Genomic DNA, 21,008 nt, shown 5'->3' with positions numbered 1-21,008 from the left:
GATGACCGAGATCGACTTCGGCAAGTCCCTGAGCCGCACTGAGACGACGATCCCGGGGCTCGAGATCTTCGATCTGCCGGTTCACGGCGATTCGCGTGGGTGGTTCAAGGAGAACTGGCAGCGCGAGAAGATGACGGCGCTCGGCCTCGCCGATTTCGGTCCGGTCCAGAACAACGTCTCCTTCAACGATGCCGTCGGAACGACCCGCGGGATCCACGCGGAGCCGTGGGACAAGTGGGTGTCGATCGCGACCGGTCGCATCTTCGGCGCCTGGGTCGACCTGCGCGAGGGCCCGACGTTCGGCGCCGTCTTCACCGCAGAGCTCGATCCGTCGAAGGCCATTTTCGTGCCCCGGGGCGTCGGAAACTCGTATCAGACCCTCGAGCCCGACACCGCCTACACCTATCTCGTGAACGACCACTGGTCGCCGGACGCGTCCTACTCGTTCCTGAATCTCGCAGACGAGACCGCCGCGATCGAGTGGCCGATCCCGCTTGCGCAGGCCGAGGTGTCCGCGAAGGATCTGGCACACCCCCGCCTCGCAGACGTGGAGCCGGTCGCTCCTCGGAAGACGCTCGTGATCGGCTCGGGCGGACAGCTGGGAACAGCGCTCCGGGCAGAGCTCGACGGCGTGCACAGCGTCGAGTGGACGACGCGCGCCGAATTCGATCTCGGGTCGGCGACGCTGGCCGACGCCCGCCGCTGGCGCGACTACGACACGATCATCAACGCCGCGGCGTACACGGCGGTGGATCGCGCGGAGACGCCCGACGGCAGGCGCGACGCATGGGCGGTCAACGCCTCAGGGCCCGCCGCTCTGGCTCGCATCGCCGCAGAGCACGGGATCACGCTCGTGCACGTGTCGAGCGACTACGTGTTCGATGGAAGCGCCGATCGGCCGTACACCGAAGACGACCTCGTGTGTCCTCTCGGCGTCTATGGTCAGTCCAAGGCGGCCGGCGATCTCGCGGTCTCGACCGCGCCGCGTCATTACATCGTCCGCACATCCTGGGTGATCGGCAGCGGAAGCAACTTCGTCAGCACGATGGCTTCGCTGGCGGCGAAGGGAGTCGACCCGAAGGTCGTCGACGACCAGCGCGGGCGACTCACGTTCGCGGCCGAGATCGCTCGCCTCATCCGCACTCTGCTCGAGACCCGTCCGCCGTTCGGGGTCTACAACCTGACCTCCGAGGGCGAGGTCGTCACCTGGGCCGACATCGCTCGCCGTGTGTTCGAGCTCGCCGGCCACGATGCGACGCGTGTCACGGGTGTGTCGACGGAGCAGTACTTCGCCTCGGCGACGTCGCCCGTCGCCCCGCGCCCGCTGAACAGCGTGCTCGATCTGACGCGAGTTCACGGCATCGGCTTCACCCCGCGTGCGGGCGACGAACTCCTCCGGGAGTATCTCGCGCCGTGAGCGTGTCGTTGCGGACCGCGGATGCTCCCGCCGCGGCACCGAAGGCGCGGGTATTCCGAACCGACATCCAGGCGCTTCGCGCTGTGGCCATCGGATTGGTGGTGCTCAACCACCTCTGGCCGACACGCCTGCCCGGCGGCTACGTCGGTGTCGACGTCTTCTTCGTGATCTCCGGCTTCCTCATCACAGGACACCTCGTCGGGGAGATGACGCGGACCGGGGGAGTGCGACTCGGGGCGTTCTACGCTCGACGGATCCGGCGGCTGCTTCCGGCCGCGCTGCTCGTCCTGGCGGTGTCGCTCCTGCTCCTCGTGGTGTTCCTTCCCTACCCGCGGTGGGAGCGGGGCGCCTGGGAGGTCGCGGCGAGTGCCGGGTACGTCGAGAACTGGTTCCTGGCATCCATGTCGGTCAACTACTCGGCGCTCAACGATGCGGCCAGCGTCGTCCAGCACTACTGGTCGCTGTCGGTCGAAGAGCAGTTCTACATCGTCTGGCCGTTGCTGCTGTTGGCCGCGCTCGCCGTCGCTCGGCGCACCGGAGGCCCGACGACTCGGCGCGGAGCGAGGGCGAGGACCACCAACGCGCTGATCATGGTCGTGGCCGTGGTGGGCGTGCTTTCCTTCGCCGCCAGCGTCATCTACACGATCGTCGCACCGCCTCAGGCGTACTTCGCAACCTTCACGCGCGGGTGGGAGTTCGCCGTCGGCGGCGCGATCGCGCTCTTCGGAAGCCGGATACCGCTCGGACGCATGGCCGCTGACATCGTCAGCCTGGTCGGGTTCGCACTCATCGTCTTCGCCGCCCTCGTCTACGATCACACGACGGCTTTCCCCGGGTACACCGCGCTCGTGCCCGTCCTCGGCACCGCGGCCGTGATCCTCGCCGGAGGCGGGTATGCCTCTCTCTGGCACTCGAAGGCGACGGCACTGCGGCCGGTGCAGTGGGTCGGCGGCATCTCGTACTCGCTGTATCTGTGGCATTGGCCGCTCATCGTCGTGGCGCCGTTCGTCATCGGCGGAGAGGCGACCACCCTGTCGAAGGTCGCGGTGCTGGCGATCGCGCTCGTGCTGGCCGCGCTGACGAAGAGGTTCGTCGAGGATGCCGGACAGACGTGGGGGTACTGGCGGGGATCCTCGCGCCGAGCGTTCGGGCTCATGGTCACCGGCATGGTCGTCATCGCTGCTCTCGTGGCCGGAGTCCTCGCGTCGTTCACCGCACGGGTCGAGGCGGACGGACCGCCCGACGAGGTCGTCGCGTCGACCTGCGAGGGTCCCTCGGCGCTCGCACCGGGGGCCGAGTGCGCCGACCCCTTCGGGGCGGCGGACTATTCGGTGATGACGAAGAAGAACGAGTACTTCTACACCCCTGATGAGTGCGGTGAGTTCCTGCCGATCCTCACCTATGGAGATCTGAAGACCACGCACGAGTGCGACTTCTCGCGCGGTGCGAAGGATCCGACACGGGTCTGGCTGATCGGCGACTCTCATGCGCAGCAGTGGCAGGGGGCCGTGTTCGACATCGCCGAGAACAACGGCTGGATCGTCGACACGAGCTACTACGGAGGGTGCCCCGTGGCCGACGTCGAGTTCATCGGATTCCGCAGCGCGTGGGGTGCCGCCGATGTCGAGAGGTGTCGCGAGTGGTCCCGTGACCTCGCCGACACCGTCGCCGAAGACGACCCCGACCTCGTCATCACCGCGATGGCATCTCGGCTTCAGCTGGTCGATGACGGGAGTGACAGGCCGCAGATCGATCAGATGTCGCAAGGATTGCTGGACTACTGGAAGCGCTGGAACGATGAGGGCATCAAGGTGCTCGCGCTGGCGGATCCTCCGTTCAATGCGGAGGTCCGGAGCCCAGACTGCGTGCTTCACAACGCGGACGAGCCGCGAGCCTGCGCGCGTCCTCGCGCTGAGGCGCACCCGCGCGACCCGATCGTCGCCGCAGGTGCGGCAGCCGGGTCGGCATCGATCAGCGTGCTGGATCTGACGGACCGCTTCTGCGATGCGACCTCGTGCTACGCCGTGGTGGGTGGCATCCCCGTCTACTACGACGCGGATCACCTCAATCTCGAGTACGCCCGACTGCTCGGAATCGAGATCGACGCGGCGGCCGAACGGCTGCTGACTCAGAGCAGATAGGCTGAGAACGGCAGACGGTCGACCCGAGACGACCGCGGCGACACCCCACCGCCGATACGCCCTCCCTCATGACTCAGACGCGACCGACCTGGCCTCGACCTGCCGCGGCTGACTCCGTGCGTCCGCTGACGCACCGTGCCGACATCGATGGTCTCCGTGCGCTGGCGATTCTGCTCGTCGTCGCCTATCACGTGTGGCTGGGCCGCGTCTCGGGCGGCGTCGACGTCTTCCTGATGGTCTCCGCGTTCTTCCTCACCGCGTCGTTCGTGCGGCGGGTCGAGTCTCAGCGCCCGCTCGCATTAGGCGCCTTCTGGCTGCGCCGCTTCCGACGGCTGCTGCCCGCGGCAGCCGTGACGATCGTCGGCGTGCTCGCCGTCGCGCTCGTGGCGTATCCGCAGACCGAATGGCCGCGCGTCTGGCACGAAGCCTGGTCGAGCCTCTTCTACGTCGAGAACTGGACGCTGGCCCTGTCGGAGGTCGACTACTACGCGCGTGAGTCCGTCACGCCGAGTCCGTTCCAGCACTTCTGGTCGCTGTCGGTGCAGGGGCAGGTCTTCATCCTGTGGCCCCTGATCATCGCGGCGGTGTGGGTGGTGCTCCGCCGCCGACGGAGCATGGTCGTCCCCGTGCTGGCGCTCGTGTTCGGAGCGATCTTCGTGGCTTCGCTCGGGTTCTCGATCGTCGAGACCGTGCAGGCCCAGTCGTTCGCGTACTTCGACACGCGCACACGGCTGTGGGAGTTCGCGGCCGGCTCGCTCGTCGCGATCGCTCTCCCCTTCGTCCGAGTCCGTCCTTCGATCGGGGCGGTCCTCGGATGGGCAGGCATCGTCGGCATCGTGATGTGCGGGATCGTGCTCGACGTGCAGGGGGGTTTCCCCGGGTACCTCGCCCTGTGGCCTGTGGTCTGCACGGCGCTCGTCATCATCGCCGGGCGCGACCGCCCGCGTGGCGGTCCGGCGATGGTCCTGGAATCAGCGCCATTGCGATACATCGCGCGCGATGCCTACGCGCTCTATCTCGTGCACTGGCCCGTCCTCGTGACCTGGATGATGCTGAGCGGGCGTTCCGAGCCGGGCTGGCTGGCCGGCGCCGGAATCGTCTTCGTGTCACTCGTGCTGGCGCGTCTCGTGTCGATGCTCGTCGAGCGACCTCTTCGCGACTCCCGTGTCATCGAGCGTTCGCATCGGCTCGGTGCGCTCGTTCTCGCGGCGTCCGTCGTCGTCGTCGCAGCACCGCTCGCCGCATGGCAGATCACGATCGAGCAGCGTGAGGCAGCCCTGATGGCCGGCGACACCGGCGGGTATCCGGGGGCCGCGCAGATCGATACGCCGATCGACCTCTCCGGCGTCGATCTCCCGCTGAGGCCGCTGGCCACGGCCCTCGATGAGGAGTGGGTGGACCTGAAGGGCAGCTGTGCGGGCGACCTCGCGCCTGAGGAGCCGGTGCTGCAGGGCAGCTGCGCTCAGACCGCGAACGCGGAGGATTCGGACGCCTGGCGGGTGCTCGTGATGGGGGACTCCCATGCGCAGCAGCTCATGTCTCCCCTCACGGTGCTCGCCGATCAGCAGGGATGGGGCATCGTCGCGCTGCTGAAGGGGGGATGCGCGATCGGCATCGGGGCGCCGACCTGGTCGGCCGCGGGTCCGCCGTGCGAGGAGTGGCGCGCCGCCGCGATCGAGTACGCGACCAGGGTGCAGCCGGACGCCGTGTACCTCGTCGTGACTCGGGCGACGCCCGCGTCGCCCGAGGTGCTCGTGGAGGGGATCCGAGAGATCGCCGACGAGCTCACCGCGAACGGGATCCAGGTGATCGCCGTGCGCGACAATCCGCGCTTCGACTTCGACATGTACGAGTGCGCGCTGGAGCAATCGGAGATCCCCCCGGGAGCCGCCGCAACCTCGTGCGATGTCCCCGAACCCGGGTTCGCCGTGGGGGAGGACCTCGACGACCTGGCGGCGCTCGAGGGGGTCGTCGCCGTGGACTTCCGGCCATGGCTCTGCCCCGACGACATGTGCCGAGGATCGATCGGCAACATCGCCGTGTACATCGACGACAATCACATCTCCGACACGTACGGGCGGACCCTCGCTCCGATGCTGCAGGCGATGCTGGAGACCGGAGGCCCTCTCGGCGTCGAGGCGGGCTGACAGGTTGCGCCGAGCCCGCTGCCGGTAGAGTTGTCTGCTGTATGCCGCGCGACGCCGTGCGGATGTGAGCCTTGTGGGCAGAAAGCAGCAACATGGATCTTCTTGTCGTCGGGTCGGGCTTCTTCGGCCTCACCATCGCAGAACGTGCAGCCGATGCCGGCCGCAAGGTCACGGTCATCGACCGTCGCCACCACATCGGCGGGAATGCCTACAGCGAGGCGGAGGCCGAGACGGGCATCGAGGTGCATCGCTACGGCGCCCATCTGTTCCACACGTCCAACGCCACGGTGTGGGAGTACGTGAACCGCTTCACGAGCTTCACGAACTACGTGCACCGGGTCTACACGACCCACAAGGGAACGGTCTTCCCGATGCCGGTCAACCTCGGCACCATCAACCAGTTCTTCCAGTCGGCGTACACGCCCGACCAGGCGAGAGCCCTCGTGCGCGAGCAGGCGGGGGAGTTCGACGTCAAGACGGCGGCCAACTTCGAGGAGAAGGGCATCGCCCTCGTGGGCCGGCCTCTGTTCGAGGCCTTCTTCCGCGACTACACGGCCAAGCAGTGGCAGACCGACCCGCAGAAGCTCTCGGGCGATATCATCAGCCGTCTCCCCGTGCGCTACACGTACGACAACCGCTACTTCAACGACACGTGGGAGGGGCTGCCGACCGACGGCTACACCGCGTGGATCGAGCGGATGGCCGATCATCCCAACATCGAGGTCAAGCTGAACGTCGACTACTTCGACGAGAGTCAGCCGCTGAACAAGAAGGCGACAGTCGGACAGCTGCCCATCATCTACACGGGCCCCGTGGACCGCTATTTCGACTACACGGCGGGCGCCCTCAGCTGGCGCACTCTCGACTTCGAGCAGGAGGTGCTGAACATCGGCGACTTCCAGGGCACGAGCGTCATGAACTACCCGGACATGGACGTGCCGTACACGCGCATCCACGAGTTCAAGCACTTCCACCCGGAGCGCAAGGACGTCTACGACTCCGACAAGACCGTCATCATGCGCGAGTTCTCTCGTTTCGCCAACCGCGAGGACGAGCCGTACTACCCCGTCAACACGCCGACGGACCGCGACGGTCTGCTCGCGTACCGTGAGCTCGCGAAGGGCGAGAAGGACGTGCACTTCGGCGGACGCCTCGGCACCTACCAGTACCTCGACATGCACATGGCCATCGGCTCGGCGCTGTCGCTGTGGAACAACTCGCTCTCGTAGACTCGGCACTGTGAGTCACACTGCTGCCGGGGCACCCGGAACGCTCCGGCGCTATCTGCATTCCCTGTGGCTGCTGTCGGCCAGGGACTTGAAGGTGCGGTATTCGACGAGCCTGCTCGGGTACCTGTGGTCGGTGCTCGATCCGCTCGTGATGAGCGTGATCTACTGGTTCGTCTTCACGCAGATCTTCAACCGCGATGTCGGTGAGGATCCGTACATCGTGTTCCTCATCAGCGCCCTGCTGCCCTGGGTGTGGTTCAACACGTCGGTCACCGACTTCACCCGCGCGTTCAAGAAGGACGCGAAGCTGGTGCGCTCGACCGCGATCCCTCGATCGATCTGGGTCAACCGCATCGTCTTGAGCAAGGGAGTGGAGTTCCTCTTCTCCCTGCCCGTGCTCGCGGCGTTCGTGATCATCAACCTGATGGTGGAGCAGGACCCGGCGCACACTGTGCAGGTCGGCTGGGGAATCCTCTGGGTTCCGGTCGCCGTGTTCCTGCAGACGCTCCTCCTCGTGGGCCTGGGGCTTCTGGTCGCCCCGCTCTGCGTCCTCTTCGTCGACCTGGAGCGCACGACCGCGCTGATCCTGCGGGCCATGTTCTATGCGACTCCGATCATCTACAACGTCACAGATCTTCCCGGCATCTTCCAGACCCTCGGTGCGTTCAATCCGCTCGCCGGGATCTTCATGCTGTATCGGATGCCGTTCTTCCCCGACCAGTGGAACCTTTTCACGCTGCTCGTCAGCGTGGGGATGACCCTCGTCATTCTTGCGCTCGGTCTATGGACGTTCCGGTCCCTCGAGCGCACCGTGCTGAAGGAGCTGGGATGACCGTCGCGATCGAGGCCAGGGGGCTGGGCGTCCGTTTCCGCCGAAACCGCCGTGGGCGCCAGAACTTCAAAGACCTTTTCGCCCCTGCGGCGCGGCGGTCGCGCTCCGGAGAGTTCTGGGCGCTGCGCGACGTCTCGTTCACGGTGCAGCAAGGAGAGTCGATCGGCGTCGTCGGGCGCAACGGCCAGGGCAAATCCACGCTGCTCCGTCTCGTCGCGAAGGTGCTGCTCCCCGACGAGGGGGCGGTGAAGGTGAAGGGTGGAGTCGCTCCGCTGATCGAGATCACGGGCGGGTTCGTGGGCGACCTGACTGTGCGCGAGAACGTCGCGTTGATGGCAGGTCTGCACGGGATGCCGCGTGACGCGGTCGCGGAGCGCTACGACAGCATGATCGCCTTCGCCGAGTTGGCCGGTTTCGAGGACACTCCTTACAAGCACCTGTCGAACGGCATGAAGGTGCGTCTGGCGTTCTCGGTCGTGTCCCAGCTCGACGAGCCGATCCTGCTCGTCGATGAGGTGCTCGCGGTCGGAGACAAGGCGTTCCGAGACAAGTGCTACAAGCGCATCGACGAGCTCCTCGCCGAGGGACGCACGCTCTTCTTCGTCAGCCACAGCGAGCGCGACCTGCGCCGATTCTGCACTCGCGGTCTCTATCTCGACAAGGGCGCGCTCGTGCTCGACGGGCCGATCGCAGACGTTCTCGACCGATACAACGCGGACTACAACCGCGGCTGACACAGGTGGGCAGCCGCCCTCACGGTCATTCGCCGAGCTTCTTCTGCTCCACGTGCGCGTTGACCGCGGCGAGTTCGGGGTGGGCGTCGAGGACGGCCACGATCTCGGACACATCGAGCGCGGCAGCGCCGTGCTCCTCGATGAGCGCCCGGATGACGATCAGGTCATCCGGGGTGTCCAGGGTCACCCGATAACGCGAGGCGTCGATCTGCTGAGCCACCGAGTGGATGGTCGACCGCGGCGACCGCCCCGTGTAGAGGTACGGGGTGACGTGTTCCCGCTCCGCCGGTTCGGTGGCGTTCCTGTCGGCCTCGGCGAGCGCTGACGCGGAGAAGACCTCGAAGTCGAACCCGCGCGGGTACGTGCGCTCGAGGACGTTGGAGACGTGCGCGTGAGGGGCATCGAGCTCGACGAATCGGCGAACCCCCTCGGAGATCAGAGCCGGGTCGATCAGAGGGCAATCCGATGTCACCCTGACGATGACGTCGAGTCCTGCGGAAGTCGCCGCCCCCGCGAAGCGGCTCAGCACGTCGACCTCGCTGCCGCGGAAGACCTCGACCCCTCGCGCATGCCCCAGCGCCGCGAGGGGGTCGTCGGCGGCATTCGTCGTCGTGGCGAGGACCACGGGCAGATCGGCGGCGATGAGCCTGTCGATATGGTGATCGAGTATCGAGCGGCCGCCGGCGGCGATCAGCACCTTGCCCGGGAGGCGGCTGCTGGTCATCCGTGCCTGCGTGATGATCCCGATACGTGTCAACGGAGAGCCCTGACGAGCGACTCGACGACCTGATCGACCTGATCGTCAGTGAGCTCAGGGTGGATGGGGAGCGAGAGCTCCTCGGCGTAGAAGGCCTCTGCGTTGGGGCACATGCCTCGGCGGTAGCCGGCATCCGCATAGACCGGATGCCAGTACACGGGCATGTAGTTGACCTGCACTCCGATGCCGTCCGCACGCATCCGATCGAAGACCTCACGACGGCGCCGATCGAGGATGCGCACCGGGTAGAGATGGCGGATCAGATCGACGTCGTCGCGCTGGATCGGCGTGCGCACCCCGTCGACACCGGAGAGCGCCGCGTCATAGCGTCGAGTGATCTCGGCGCGTCGCCGCCTGAATGAGTCGAGCCGTGCGAGTTGGGAGATCCCCAGTGCGCACGCGATGTCGTCCAGCCGGTAGTTGAAGCCGAACTCATGGACCTCCTGATGCCAGGCGCCCTCGGTCGTCACCGCGAATCGATCGGCGTCGCGCACGAGCCCGATGAAGTGGAACTCGTGGGCGCGCTGCGCGAGGAGAGGATCTTTGGCCACGAGCGCACCGCCCTCGCCGGTCGTGAGATTCTTCGTGGGAAAGAACGAGAACGTCGTCAGATCCGCGAGGTCGCCGACCGGTCGGCCCTTGTACGTGCTGCCGATCGAGTGCGCGGCGTCATCGAGCACGAGAGCGCCGACTCTTGAAGCCGCGGCGGAGAGCCTGTCGTAGTCCGCAGGGTGGCCGGCGTAATCGACAGCGGCGATCACCGTGGTCCGCTCATCGACGAGCGCGTCGACCGCATCCGGATCGATCAGCGCCGTGTCTTCCTCGATGTCGGCGAACACGATGTTCGCCCCGAGGACCGATGCCATCGCGGTCGTGGCGATGAAGGTCATCGGTGTCGAGATCACGGTGTCGCCCTGGGTGACTCCGGCGGCGGCATACGCCATGTGGAGCGCCGCCGTTCCCGAGGTCGCGGTGACTGCACGGTGACCCCCGGCGACCTCGCCGATCCTCGCCTCGAAGGCGGCGACCGCGGGGCCCGTCGTGAGCCAGTCGCCGCGGAGCACCTCGACGACGGCCTGGATGTCATCCTCCGAGATCGACTGACGTCCGTACGGCAGCACCGTCAGATCCCCGCCTCGATGATCTGCGCGATCTCCTCCTGCGAGTACCATCGGTCGTTGCTGTCCGAACGATAGGCGAAGCCCTCGGGCACCGGCACTGCGCCTGCGGGCATCTGATAGCCCCAAGAGGCGAGGTCCGGCTGGATGATGAAGTACTTGCCGTCGCTGACCGTGACCGCGCGGCGGCCCTCCTCCGGGCTGATCATCTCCTCGTGGAGCTTCTCGCCGGGGCGCAGGCCCACGTCGACGAGCTCGGCTCCAGGAACGACGGCGTGGGCGAGGTCGGTGACCTTCATCGACGGGATGCGGGGGACGAGGAGCTCGCCGCCCTGCATGAGCTCGAACGTGTCGACCACCATCTCGACGGCCTGGGGGAGTGTGATGAAGAACCGGGTGCAGCGCAGATCGGTGATCGGAAGCGGCTTGCCTTCCGCGCCGAGGCGGGAGAAGAACGGGATGACCGAACCGCGCGATCCCATCACGTTGCCGTACCGCACGACGGCGAATCGGGTGTCGTACGCGGCGGCGTAGTGGTTGCCCGTGATGAAGAGCTTGTCGGCGGTGAGCTTGGTCGCGCCGTACAGGTTGATCGGGCTCGAGGCCTTGTCCGTCGACAGGGCGACGACGCGCTTCACGCCGGCGTCGATCGATGCCTCGATCACGTTCTGGCTGCCGAGTATGTTCGTCTTCACGAACTCGAAGGGGTTGTATTCGGCGGTGTCCACCTGCTTGAGCGCGGCGGCATGCACGACGTAATCGACACCGTGCAGTGCGCGCGCGAGGCGTCTCTCATCGCGGATGTCGCCGATGAACCATCGCAGTCGAGGGTCGTCGCCGAACTGCTGTCGCACCTCGTACTGCTTGAGTTCGTCACGCGAGAAGATGACCAGACGGCGGGGATCCAGGTGCGTCAGGGCGTGGCGTATGAACGCCTTGCCGAATGACCCGGTTCCGCCTGTGATGAGGATGCTCGCGCCCTCGAGAACCGACACTCTGTCTCCTCAGCGTTGTCGTGATCGCATGGATGCTCGGGTTGTTCCATGCCCGGCCTATCCTATCGGGTGGGCGCACGCGCGCCCCTGAGGAGAGGGACGTGCGATGAGCGGGCGACGGGTCCTCCTGCACTGCAACGCCGATGTCGAGACGGGCATGGGACACCTGATGCGCACGCTCACGATCGCGCGCGCCGCGCAGGACCGCGGGTGGGCGGCGTCGGTGTTCGGCGATGTCGACGACGCCGGTGCGGACATCCTGCGTCGGATGGATCCAGCGATGGGGCTGTTCACGACGCATGGGCCGGGGGCGAGCATCGACGACTTCGCAGACCTCGCGCGCGGCGTCGACGTGATCCATCTGGACAGCTACCGGGAGATTCCCGATCTCTCGTCCCTCGGACCGCTGATCAGCAACATGCAAGACGGTCCGTTCGGTGTGCGCCGTGCCGATCTCGCCATCGATGCCAACCTGGCGTCCGAGCGCACTTTCGCGAGTCCTGAGCGCAGCCTCAGCCATCTGGCAGGCATCGACGCCGCGGTCGTCCGTGCGCAGGTGCGCGCACAGCGCGACGTGCGGAAGCCGCCGTCGGCGGTGCCTCGGGTGCTGGTCGTGATGGGCGGCACGGATCCTCACGGTGTGACCGCTCGCGTCGTCGCCGCCTTCGACCGCCTGCCTTCCAGTGTGGAGATCACCGTGATCGACCCCCGCCTTCGTGCGGAGGTGCGCTCGGCGGCGGAGTCCTCGCGTCACTCCGTCGAGGTCCTCGGTTTCGTGGACGACCTCCCCGCGATCGCTCGAGGCCACGATCTGGCCGTGACCGCTGCCGGAACCTCGGTCTGGGACTTCGCCTGCATGGGCCTTCCGATGGCACTCGTCTGCGTGGCGGACAACCAGCGTGCCGGATACCGTCAGATCGTCGAGCGGGGGCTCGCGGTCGGTCTGGGGGAGCCGCCGCATCAGGACCTCGAGGAGCGGATCGGCCTGCTCGGCGATCTCTTCGCTTCACCGGAATCGCTCGCCGCGACGGCCGCCGCGCTGAAGCAGATCGTCGATGGGCTCGGCAGCTGGCGGATCGTGGCCTCCTGGGAGCAGCTGCTGCACACCCGACCGCACGTCGAGCCTCGGTCCGGCGCGCTCGCTCGCCCAGCGACGGCCGAGGACGGGCAGATGCTCCTCGAGTGGCGCAATGACCCGACCGTCCGGCTCAGTTCCCGCTCGCGCGGTGAGATCGATTGGCGATCCCACCGCGACTGGCTCGCGAGAAGCCTCGAGGACCCCGATCGTCGACTCCTGATGATCGAACGCGATGGGATGCCGGTCGCCACTTGCCGCTGGGACAGAAGTGCGGAAGGCGAGTGGGAGATCTCGATCACGGTCGCCCCCGAGAGCCGCGGTCGCGGTATCGCCGCGTCGGTGGTTCGGGCGGCGGAAAACGCGCTCTCTGCACTGCCCCCGCTTCGACTGGTGGCGGCGGTGCACCACGACAATGTCGCGTCTCGCCGACTGTTCGAGCGCGCCGGTTATCTTCCGCATCTCCCCGCGGATGAAGACGGCTTCCTCACCCTGGCGAAATGGCGACTGTCCTGAGAGCGTGACCTAGAGCACATCCCAGGTCAGTGGCGTCCCGCGTTCCACGTCTCGCGTGAAGGTGCGGCCGCTCACGAAGTCGAAGTCATCGGGGCGGAGTCCTCCGGCCGGACGGATCGACCGCACGTTATCCGGACTCACCCTGTCACCGGCACGCACGTCGGTGACGACGAACAGAGACCGGCGAAGGGCGAGAACCGCCTCTTCCTGGGCTGTCGGTCCGAAGGACACGCCGCTCGCCGACGCGACCCGTGCCTGTTCCGAGGCCACGACGAGAGCGTGGAACTCCTCGGGCGTGAGAGAGAAATCCGCATCGACCCCGCCATCCGTGCGGTCGAGCGTGACATGCTTCTCGATCACGACCGCGCCGAGGGCGGCGGCAGCGACCGCGACTCCGATACCGAGCGTGTGGTCAGAGAGTCCCACCGGGACGTCGAAGGCGTTCCGCAGCGCCTCGATGTTGCCCAGTCGCGCTTCCTCGGGAACTGCGGGGTAGGCGGCGGTGCAGGCGAGCAGAACCAGCTCGGTGCCGCCGGCGCCGCGGATCGCGGTGACCGCGGCGTCGATCTCGGACAGCGTCGCCATCCCGGTGGACACGATCATCGGCTTTCCTGTGCGGGCGACCTCGCGGAGCAACGGCAGGTCGACGATCTCGGCGGATGCGGTCTTGTACATCTCCACACCCAGGTCCTCGAGGAACGCGACCGAGCTCGGGTCGAACGGGGTGGAGAACGGGATGAGTCCGTGGCTGCGCGCGCGGTCGAAGATCGGCGCGTGCCACTCCCACGGCGTGTGCGCCTCCTGATAGAGCGAATACAGGTTGCGGCCGCCCCAGAGACCATGGTCGCTCGCGACCTGGAAGGCGGGCTTGTCCGAATCGATCGTGAGAGTGTCGGCCGTGTACGTCTGGATCTTGAGGGCATCGGCGCCGGTGGCGGCGACGGCGTCGACGATCTTGAGCGCGCGATCGAGGTCGCCATTGTGGTTTCCCGACATCTCAGCGATGGTGAACACCGAAGAGCCGGCCCCGATGCTCGCCGCGGAGAGCTGAATGGTCTGCGAAGAAGTCACGCCGACAACTCTAGACGCGTCCTGTCGCGGACTCACCGCCGTGCCGCTGGAGTCCTCGTCGGCGTGCCCTAAGCTGAGGTCTCATGGGGCGTGTGACGGATCTTGTCGGTGATGACAGGGCGATGGCCGGTGAGGCCGAGTTCTACGATCGACTCCGTCCGCTCGTGGGCGCGTACGGGCGAACGGCCCCGGTGCGCCGGATCGCCGTCGTCGGCAATCAGCCGCTCGAGCCGTCCGACGCGCGGGCCGAGCTGATCGACACGGCGGACGTCGTGTTCAGAGTCAACGGCTTTCGCGTGGACGACGTCGACGGTGCACCGTCAGTGGGGAGACGCGCCGACGTCGTGGTCTTCAACCGCGGTGTGCGGCCGACTCCCTGGTTCTTCGACGGCTACTCCGAGCGCCTCTATCTGATGATCGAACCGGGGCGCCTGCTCTGGGAGAATCCGAAACTTCCCGCCTTCTGGCCCGAGGATCTCGGGATCGTGACGATGCCGAACCGCGAGGTGGTGCTGCCACTCGGTGAGGCGATGGGCGCTGATCCGCGCAGCGGCGGCCAGTGGGCGACCACAGGGACGGTGATGCTGTGGATCGCGACCCGTCTGTTCCCCCGAGCTCGGGTCGATGCGGCCGGATTCTCGTTCGTCGACTCCCCGGATCAGACGTCCTGGAACCACGCGTACGGCGATCCTTCGGCCGTGGGCGCAGAACACCGGATAGACCTTGAATCGAAGCTCGTGCGGGGCTGGATCGAATCAGGCCGCATCAGCTACCACCGCTGAACGTCACAGACCATCGACAATCACCCGAATGATTGAGGACTGAATGCTGAACCGACTCCGTCGCAGACTCGACGCCGTCGTCGAACACCGTGTGGATGCGAGAGTGGAGGCCCGAATCAGGCCAGCCCTCGAGCAGTTCGAAGACGCACAGCGCGACTACGAGGCACGCCTCGCCGGCACCCAGGCCGACTTCTCGTACATCAGATCCGAGTTCGACCGCATCGCCCCGCAGGTCGCGGCACTCGAGCAGCGCTTCGAATGGCTGCGTGTGCGGCTCGAGGCGGGAGATCTGGATGCCGAGGGCGCGCTCAGCCGAGCACAGGCCGAACACGAACGCGCGCGAATCCGGCTCGAACTCGCCGCCCACTACGAGGAGCGCCTGCGCCGCCTCGAGTCCAGCGTCGACTGAGCCCGCACGACGCGGGACTCAGCCTCGAGGTCAGAGACCGACGACAGCGCGGAGCTCGTTCACGGCAGCGCGTGCGCTGTCGACCGACGGCGTGCCCGCGGTCGCCTCCGAGCGCAGAGCGCTGAGCTTCTGGTTGTAGTCGTCCACAGCCGCGCCCCAGGCGGATTCGATGGATCCGGGAGGTGCGATCTCGCCCAGTCGCTGGGCGTCTGCTTGAAGACTCTCGATCACGGCAGTCGCATCCTGACCGCTCGTCTCACTGGCGATCTGAAGCCCGGTCAGAGCATCGTCCAGCCAGCCGCGCACCTGCTCGCGGAAGGCATCGACGGAGGGGTCTGCGACGGGCGGCGGGGTCGTGACCGGCGTCGACGGTTCCGGCGCCGCCGTCGGCGGAGGGGTTTCGGTCTGAGCCGGAGTCGGCGAGGGCGAAGGCGATGAAGACGGAGATGCCGACGCGGACGCTGAGGCGGAAGGGGAAGGAGATCCGCTGGCGCCGGGAGTCGGCGACTCTCCGCGCGGCAGGAGGACGAACAGCAGCACGCCGACGATGACGAGCGCTGCGACGACGAGTCCGACGATGAGCCAGACCCGACCGCGATTGCGCGGCTTCGGCTCCAGAGGGGCCCAGCGGAGATCGGGCTGCGGTTCGTCGGTCATGCTGTCAGTCCTCCAGGGCGGGCATGGGCTTCCAGGAGCGATCGCGGCCGAGCTTGCCGCCCTCCGTGAGTCCCCGGAACAGATTGCTCGTTCCACGCACCGTGCGCTCGACGAACAGGAGCCGGATGAGCTCCTTCGCGAACGTCATCGACGTCCCGAGTCCGAACAGCACGGGGTTGTAGTTGCCGTGCACGCGGTAGTAGTGCTTGATGTACGCCCGGTTGCGCATGATGTAGAACCGGTAGGCGTTGCTCGAAGCATTCATGTGACGGATGCCCATGTCCCACTGCTTGATCTCGCGAGTGCGTCGCAGGACGAACTCGTCGACGATCACCGCAGTGGTCTTGCGCGAGGCGAGCCACCCGTACATCTGGTCATCCCAGTAGATGAAGAAGCGGTGGTCGGGCAGGCCGATCTGCTTGACGATCGACCGATGGATGAACATCCCCTCGAAGCATCCGCTGTTCATCTCCTTGAAGCCGGAGGAGTCGAAGCCGGACGGCGCGAACGGGATCGGGATCCCCATGCGCTCTGCGATCCGGTACTGCCAGTAGAACTCGCTGCCGTCGTAGTCGTAGCGGCGACCCTGGATGCTCTTGAAGCGCGGGGCCCACTTGCCCATCCTGGCCAGACCGTCGGTCACGACCTCGACGTCGTCGTCCATCATCCAGATCCACTCGGAGCCGAGTTCGTACGCGGTGCGCATGCCCTCGCTGAAGCCCCCCGATCCGCCGGTGTTCGTCTCGAGTCGGCGGTAGACGACCTCGGTGCCGAGCTTCGGGCGGAAGGACTCCACGATGTCGGTCGTGTCGTCGGACGAGGCGTTGTCGATGATCACGACGTGGCCGGGCTTCGGGTCCATCGCGGTGATGCTCTCGAGGAGACCGGTCAGGAGGTGGGACCGGTTGTACGTGACGATGACGATCGTCGCGGACGCCGGGTCGAAGGGGGCGTGAGTCACGAGGTGCAATCTCCGGAGGCTCGGGGCCCGCAGGGCGCCGCGAGCAGATCCACCCTACCCGGAGCAGTTCGGAATCCGCCGAGGGCGCGGCGGGGAGGTCAGCGTTCGGGGCGCAGGGTCGGGATCGCGCCGGTGTGCGCGGCGTCGATGTTCTCGCGCCATGACCTCGTCTGGCCGGCCCGCAGGGCGCACAGGACCAGCATGAACCACCCGGCGCCGACCAGGGTGAAGCTCTCGAACATCGACTCCACGGCGAGCGTGACGAGCATGAGAGGCGTCCAGGCGTAGACGACCGAACGTCGCACGCTCGCGACGAGCCAGGATCGCACGGTCGCGATGCCGCCGAACAGGAGGAAGAGCACGAGCCCGCCCGCGCCCAGCTGCAGCAGTACGTCGAAGTAGGCGTTCAGTGCGCTCTGATGGTGGTCGTCGAGCAGGAAGTTGATGTAGGTGAAGGGGAACTCGCCGCGGGCCCACGCCCCGAACCAGCCCCAACCCTCCACCGGCTTGAGAGCGACGAAATCGAGGATCGTGTTCCACAGGGTCGCCCTGATCGAGAAGTCGGACCCCGCATCCAGCAGTGCGATGATCACGTGGCGCAGGGCGAAGGCCGCGGCGAGGGCGAGGGCGACGAGCACGCCGAGCACCCATTGCACGATCGTCCGCCGCTCTGCGGGTGCATGACGGACGATGGCGAGAGCGACGGCGACGACGCCGACCGCAGCCGCGAGCACCAGCACGGTGGGCGAGGACGAGAAGAACGCCATCAGCGCCGCGAGCGCGATCGAGGGGATCGCGATGCGAGCCGTCAGCGACTGCGTCCGCCACTCCACCACGAACGTGATGAGTGCGATCACCGTGACGAATCCGAGCATGTTCCTGCTGCCGAAGATCCCCTGCACCGGGCCTCCGAGGGCCAGATCGCCCTGGATGCCGAGGAACGTGAACGGGGTGTCGAGCAGTACCCCGGAGAGGATCTCCAGGCCGAGCGACACCAGCAGGAGGAACCTCAGTGTGTCGCCGAGGGCTCGGACGGTCTGCAGTGTGTCGCGGATGTGGCCGACGGTGACCGCCAGGAATGCGAATCCGAAGAGCTGCATCCACCCGAAGGCGGTGTCCGACTTGTCGGTCGTCCAGACGATGCTGACGGCCGCCCACGCGAGGAAGGCCAGGAGCGACGAGGGAGCGATCCGCAGGAGCGAGAGCTCCTCGCGCCGCACCCACAGGATCCATGCGCCGAGCACGCACAGCACGGCGATGATCGCGGCGAGGGTGACGTGCGATGCCGCGGCCTCGATCGTGAACGATGAGAAGACCGCCGTGAGGACGGTCACCGTGTACGCGCGAGCGAACTCGGCCGAGCCGAGGAGGTCGTTCAGACGACGTTCCGGCGTCACGGAACCCGCCGGCTTCGCTCGCCGCGTTCGATCACGCGTTCACGTTCGCCCACGCCCACCAGGGGCACGACCTTGAGCTTGAACGTCAGCAGGACCAGCAGCATCCATCCCCAGAGCATGATGGGGGTCGACTCGGTCAGCCCCTGCACGAGCAGCACGACGGTGAACAGGCTCGGAAGCAGTGTGATCGCCGAATAGGCGCGGTCGGACTTCAGGTCCCAACGAGGTCTGTCGACAGCGAAGAACCACGAGCGCCACAGCAGACTGAGGTACGCGAGCGCCATGAGGACGACACCGACGACGCCGAGCTGCATCAGCACGTCGAGCCACATGTTGTGCGCGTGGAAGACGGTGATGCCGTGATCCTCGATCCATCCGGCGAATGCAGGATCGAAAGGGACCCAGGGACTCGAGAAGCCATTGCCGAAGATCGGATGCTCGGCAGCCCGCGCGAGGACCTTGTCCCAGATCATGTCGGAGCGGCCGGTCAGGTCCGCGCTGCGGCCGAGCAGGGCGAAGAGCGGCTCGCGCAGCAGCCAGACGACGGCGCCGGCGACCACCGCACCGCCGATGGACACCACGTAGAGCCTCGTGCGCCCGCCGGGTGTCGTCGTGCGTCGCATCAGCAGAGCGACGACGAGTACCACGGCCGCGGCCGCAGCACATGCGTAGGCGGTGGCGGATCCGGCTCGGAGGAGGAAGTAGCCGGCCAGCAGAGTCCACAGAGCCAGAGTCGTTCGCCACCGCGCACGGGCGGCGAACAGCACGCCGAACGTGAGGATCGCGAACAGGCAGACGATGGCGAGCACGTTGGAGTTGCCCACGATGCCCTGGATGCGGCCGCCCTCGAGCAGGTTGCCCCGGACCCAGTACCAGTGCGCGTTCGCCTCGCCGTCGGGGCGGACGAAGAAGTTCGGCAGGATCGGAGCGTGCACGACGAGGGCGACCCAGAGCTCGAGCGCGAGGGACAATCCGAGGATCCACTTGAAAGCGGAGGCGAGCGCTCGCACGATCTCCTGCCACGACAGCACGTGCACGATGAACAGGGCGTTCACGGTGACGGTCGCGAGCAGGACCCAGGTGATGACGGTCGCTCCCCGCCACTGCGACCAGGCGACCGAGAGCAGAGCGAGCGCCGTGTAGGCGATGGCGGCCCATGGCAGGCGACGCCAGGCGAACGCTGCCGGGCGCCGACGCGAGACCATCGGAACGCCGATGGCGAGCGTGGCGATCAGGAACACGATGAGGGTGATGAACGCCCCGATCTCGCCCACGAGGTTGTAGACCGCCGAGTGCGCGAATGTCGCGAAGAGCACGAGGCCGATGTACCCGCGCAGCAGAAGGTGCCCCGTCGACTCGCGCTCTGGAGCGGTGGGCGGGGCGGCGACCGGGTGCTTCGTGTATTGCGCCATCGCGTTCAGGCTACAGCGCGCAGTTCGCGACATACCTGATGCCGTGCGTCGTGGCACGGCGAGTTCGCATGCCAATACCCTGGTGTCATGCTGCTCAGCCTCTCGAATGTGCCCCGTGACTACGCCTGGGGGTCGGCGACGCTTCTCGCTGACCTGGAAGGCCGCACCCCGACGGGGGGCCCTGAGGCCGAGGTGTGGTTCGGCGACCACCCGGGAGACCCTGCGGACGTGCAGGGCGACGGGACGCTCGACACCGTCACCGGGGGATCCTTGCCCTACCTGCTGAAGCTCCTCGCAGCCGCATCGCCGCTGTCGATCCAGGTGCACCCGACCATCGAGCAGGCGAGAGCCGGGTGGGCGCGGGAGTCGGCGCTCGCAGCCACCGACCCGAACCGCAACTATCGCGACGACAATCACAAGCCGGAGCTGATCGTCGCGCTGAGCGATCGCTTCGAGTCGCTGAGTGGTCTGCGCCCCGTCGACGACACCCTGCGTCTGCTCGACGTGCTGGGGGACAGTGCGGGGGTCGAGGAGCTCGCCTCCCGTCTCAGCGGCCCCGGTGACGTGCTCCGCGACACGATCGGCTGGCTGCTGTCGGGCGAGGCGCAGGAGGTGGTAGACGACATCGTGGGTTCGGTGCGCGCCGCCGCTGCTTCTCCGTCGGGGGAGTGGTCGACCACTCTTCGCGGGGTCGCGTCGATCGCCGAGACCTACCCGGGTGACCCAGGGGTGGTCGTCGCACTCCTCATGAACCATGTGGTGCTGCGGAAGGGAGAGGGCGTGTTCCTGCGCGCAGGCCTCCTGCATGCCTACATCGCCGGCCTCGGGGTGGAGATCATGGCGGCGAGCGACAACGTGCTGCGCGGAGGCCTCACTCCGAAGCGCATCGACGTGCCCGAGCTGCTCTCGATCCTCGACACCACGACGGGCGAAGTGCCGGTGCTGCGTCCGACGTCGGCGGATGCGATCACCGAGTACCCGGTTCCCGTGGCCGATTTCTCGTTGCGGCGGATCGAGCTCGATGGTGCGAGCGTCGTGATCGATGTGGAGGGGCCGACCATGGTCCTCGCCACGTCCGGTCGTGTGGCGGTGAGCGGAGCAGACGACGAAGTGCGCGATGTCGCGGTCGGCACGGCGGCGTTCGCGACTCCAGACGAGGTGCGTCTGACGATCAGCGGCCGAGGTGAGGCGTTCGTCGCCTCTCCCGGTGCTCCCGACGCACGAGGCTGACCTTCGGGGCGCGCGCGACACGCCGTGCAGAGGTCAAGAACCTTCAAGACCGGATTGAGGGTTTACGATCCGCGACTTGACCGATGCGAATGACACGGGTGTAATTAGTTGAGCACGGCCCGCCGAGG

At 67.0% G+C, this 21,008-nt stretch carries 18 protein-coding genes; 10 read left to right on the top strand and 8 right to left on the bottom strand.

All coding sequences use genetic code 11. From position 1 onward, the window contains the following. The first annotated feature begins 1 nt into the window (after position 1). The 6 genes from rfbD (at position 2) to ACIP5T_RS05230 (ending at position 8,500) form a co-directional block, all read left to right on the top strand. Positions 2–1,417 carry a dTDP-4-dehydrorhamnose reductase gene (gene rfbD, locus ACIP5T_RS05255; RefSeq protein ID WP_400861159.1) on the top strand — a complete coding sequence of 472 codons (1,416 nt, stop codon included), beginning with the start codon at positions 2–4 and terminating at the stop codon, positions 1,415–1,417. Then, the gene (locus ACIP5T_RS05250; RefSeq protein ID WP_400861156.1) at positions 1,414–3,558 is read left to right on the top strand and encodes an acyltransferase family protein; all 2,145 of its coding nucleotides are present in this window, start codon (positions 1,414–1,416) and stop codon (positions 3,556–3,558) included. Before rfbD ends, ACIP5T_RS05250 begins: the two co-directional genes overlap by 4 nt. Before the next feature lie 68 nt (positions 3,559–3,626). Continuing rightward, on the top strand, positions 3,627–5,705 hold the full coding sequence (locus ACIP5T_RS05245; protein ID WP_400861155.1) for an acyltransferase family protein: 2,079 nt from the start codon (positions 3,627–3,629) through the stop codon (positions 5,703–5,705). A gap of 92 nt (positions 5,706–5,797) precedes the next feature. Next, positions 5,798–6,934, top strand: coding sequence for a UDP-galactopyranose mutase (glf, locus tag ACIP5T_RS05240; RefSeq protein ID WP_400861152.1), 1,137 nt, complete (start codon positions 5,798–5,800; stop codon positions 6,932–6,934). Between the two features lie 10 nt (positions 6,935–6,944). Further along, positions 6,945–7,766, top strand: a complete 822-nt coding sequence (locus ACIP5T_RS05235) for an ABC transporter permease (RefSeq protein ID WP_400861150.1) — start codon at positions 6,945–6,947, stop codon at positions 7,764–7,766. Beyond that, on the top strand, positions 7,763–8,500 hold the full coding sequence (locus ACIP5T_RS05230) for an ABC transporter ATP-binding protein (protein WP_400861148.1): 738 nt from the start codon (positions 7,763–7,765) through the stop codon (positions 8,498–8,500). The genes ACIP5T_RS05235 and ACIP5T_RS05230 overlap by 4 nt, the downstream gene beginning before the upstream one ends. A gap of 25 nt (positions 8,501–8,525) precedes the next feature. Here the strand turns inward: ACIP5T_RS05230 and ACIP5T_RS05225 are convergent, their stop codons facing one another. Genes ACIP5T_RS05225 through pseB form a run of 3 tightly spaced genes read right to left on the bottom strand, consistent with a single transcriptional unit; the run spans position 8,526 to position 11,370 of the window. Next, positions 8,526–9,257: a cytidylyltransferase domain-containing protein gene (locus ACIP5T_RS05225; RefSeq protein ID WP_400861145.1), complete on the bottom strand. Its 732-nt coding sequence runs from the start codon at positions 9,255–9,257 to the stop codon at positions 8,526–8,528. Further along, a complete protein-coding gene (locus tag ACIP5T_RS05220; RefSeq protein WP_400861144.1) occupies positions 9,254–10,429 on the bottom strand; it encodes a DegT/DnrJ/EryC1/StrS family aminotransferase in 1,176 nt (391 codons plus the stop codon). The genes ACIP5T_RS05225 and ACIP5T_RS05220 overlap by 4 nt, the downstream gene beginning before the upstream one ends. Next, a complete protein-coding gene (pseB, locus tag ACIP5T_RS05215) occupies positions 10,381–11,370 on the bottom strand; it encodes a UDP-N-acetylglucosamine 4,6-dehydratase (inverting) (RefSeq protein ID WP_400861141.1) in 990 nt (329 codons plus the stop codon). Before pseB ends, ACIP5T_RS05220 begins: the two co-directional genes overlap by 49 nt. 106 nt (positions 11,371–11,476) lie before the next feature. Here pseB and ACIP5T_RS05210 point away from each other — a divergent pair, with 106 nt between their 5' ends. Continuing rightward, a complete protein-coding gene (locus tag ACIP5T_RS05210) occupies positions 11,477–12,961 on the top strand; it encodes a GNAT family N-acetyltransferase (protein WP_400861138.1) in 1,485 nt (494 codons plus the stop codon). 9 nt (positions 12,962–12,970) lie between these two features. On the opposite strand, the gene pseI is transcribed toward ACIP5T_RS05210, so the two are convergent. Then, complete coding sequence (gene pseI, locus ACIP5T_RS05205; protein WP_400861136.1) at positions 12,971–14,032, bottom strand: pseudaminic acid synthase; 1,062 nt, start codon at positions 14,030–14,032, stop codon at positions 12,971–12,973. A 92-nt stretch (positions 14,033–14,124) separates the two neighbouring features. On the opposite strand from pseI, the gene ACIP5T_RS05200 reads away from it, so the two are divergent. Together ACIP5T_RS05200 and ACIP5T_RS05195 are read left to right on the top strand one after the other, a co-directional pair. Then, entirely contained in the window at positions 14,125–14,814 is a 690-nt protein-coding gene (locus ACIP5T_RS05200) for a hypothetical protein (protein WP_400861133.1), read from the top strand. A 43-nt stretch (positions 14,815–14,857) separates the two neighbouring features. Next, a complete protein-coding gene (locus ACIP5T_RS05195) occupies positions 14,858–15,223 on the top strand; it encodes a hypothetical protein (protein WP_400861130.1) in 366 nt (121 codons plus the stop codon). A gap of 30 nt (positions 15,224–15,253) precedes the next feature. On the opposite strand, the gene ACIP5T_RS05190 is transcribed toward ACIP5T_RS05195, so the two are convergent. The 4 genes from ACIP5T_RS05190 to ACIP5T_RS05175 form a co-directional block, all read right to left on the bottom strand. After that, positions 15,254–15,880 (bottom strand): hypothetical protein, encoded by a 627-nt coding sequence (locus tag ACIP5T_RS05190; RefSeq protein ID WP_400861128.1) that lies wholly within the window; start codon positions 15,878–15,880, stop codon positions 15,254–15,256. 4 nt (positions 15,881–15,884) lie between these two features. Continuing rightward, positions 15,885–16,841 carry a glycosyltransferase family 2 protein gene (locus ACIP5T_RS05185; protein ID WP_400861127.1) on the bottom strand — a complete coding sequence of 319 codons (957 nt, stop codon included), beginning with the start codon at positions 16,839–16,841 and terminating at the stop codon, positions 15,885–15,887. A gap of 98 nt (positions 16,842–16,939) precedes the next feature. Beyond that, entirely contained in the window at positions 16,940–18,238 is a 1,299-nt protein-coding gene (locus ACIP5T_RS05180) for an O-antigen ligase family protein (RefSeq protein WP_400861125.1), read from the bottom strand. Then, on the bottom strand, positions 18,235–19,650 hold the full coding sequence (locus ACIP5T_RS05175) for an O-antigen ligase family protein (RefSeq protein ID WP_400861124.1): 1,416 nt from the start codon (positions 19,648–19,650) through the stop codon (positions 18,235–18,237). Before ACIP5T_RS05175 ends, ACIP5T_RS05180 begins: the two co-directional genes overlap by 4 nt. Positions 19,651–19,737: 87 nt before the next feature. Here ACIP5T_RS05175 and manA point away from each other — a divergent pair, with 87 nt between their 5' ends. After that, the gene (gene manA / locus ACIP5T_RS05170; protein ID WP_400861121.1) at positions 19,738–20,880 is read left to right on the top strand and encodes a mannose-6-phosphate isomerase, class I; all 1,143 of its coding nucleotides are present in this window, start codon (positions 19,738–19,740) and stop codon (positions 20,878–20,880) included. Positions 20,881–21,008 lie beyond the last annotated feature (128 nt).

Source organism: Microbacterium sp. NPDC088619 (genome assembly GCF_044752825.1).
Classification (GTDB): Bacteria; Actinomycetota; Actinomycetes; order Actinomycetales; family Microbacteriaceae; genus Microbacterium.
Note: the sequence above shows the minus strand (reverse complement) of the source record. Positions and strands in the feature narration are given on the sequence as shown.

What these genes read in the sequence shown, in the direction of transcription:
- ACIP5T_RS05220 (WP_400861144.1), bottom strand. Translation starts at nt 10,429, where the DNA reads ATGGTACTCGCAGGAGGAGATCGCGCAGATCATCGAGGCGGGGATCTG.
- glf (WP_400861152.1), top strand. Translation starts at nt 5,798, where the DNA reads ATGGATCTTCTTGTCGTCGGGTCGGGCTTCTTCGGCCTCACCATCGCA.
- manA (WP_400861121.1), top strand. Translation starts at nt 19,738, where the DNA reads ATGCTGCTCAGCCTCTCGAATGTGCCCCGTGACTACGCCTGGGGGTCG.
- ACIP5T_RS05210 (WP_400861138.1), top strand. Translation starts at nt 11,477, where the DNA reads ATGAGCGGGCGACGGGTCCTCCTGCACTGCAACGCCGATGTCGAGACG.
- rfbD (WP_400861159.1), top strand. Translation starts at nt 2, where the DNA reads ATGACCGAGATCGACTTCGGCAAGTCCCTGAGCCGCACTGAGACGACG.
- ACIP5T_RS05195 (WP_400861130.1), top strand. Translation starts at nt 14,858, where the DNA reads ATGCTGAACCGACTCCGTCGCAGACTCGACGCCGTCGTCGAACACCGT.
- ACIP5T_RS05245 (WP_400861155.1), top strand. Translation starts at nt 3,627, where the DNA reads ATGACTCAGACGCGACCGACCTGGCCTCGACCTGCCGCGGCTGACTCC.
- ACIP5T_RS05230 (WP_400861148.1), top strand. Translation starts at nt 7,763, where the DNA reads ATGACCGTCGCGATCGAGGCCAGGGGGCTGGGCGTCCGTTTCCGCCGA.
- ACIP5T_RS05190 (WP_400861128.1), bottom strand. Translation starts at nt 15,880, where the DNA reads ATGACCGACGAACCGCAGCCCGATCTCCGCTGGGCCCCTCTGGAGCCG.
- ACIP5T_RS05175 (WP_400861124.1), bottom strand. Translation starts at nt 19,650, where the DNA reads ATGGCGCAATACACGAAGCACCCGGTCGCCGCCCCGCCCACCGCTCCA.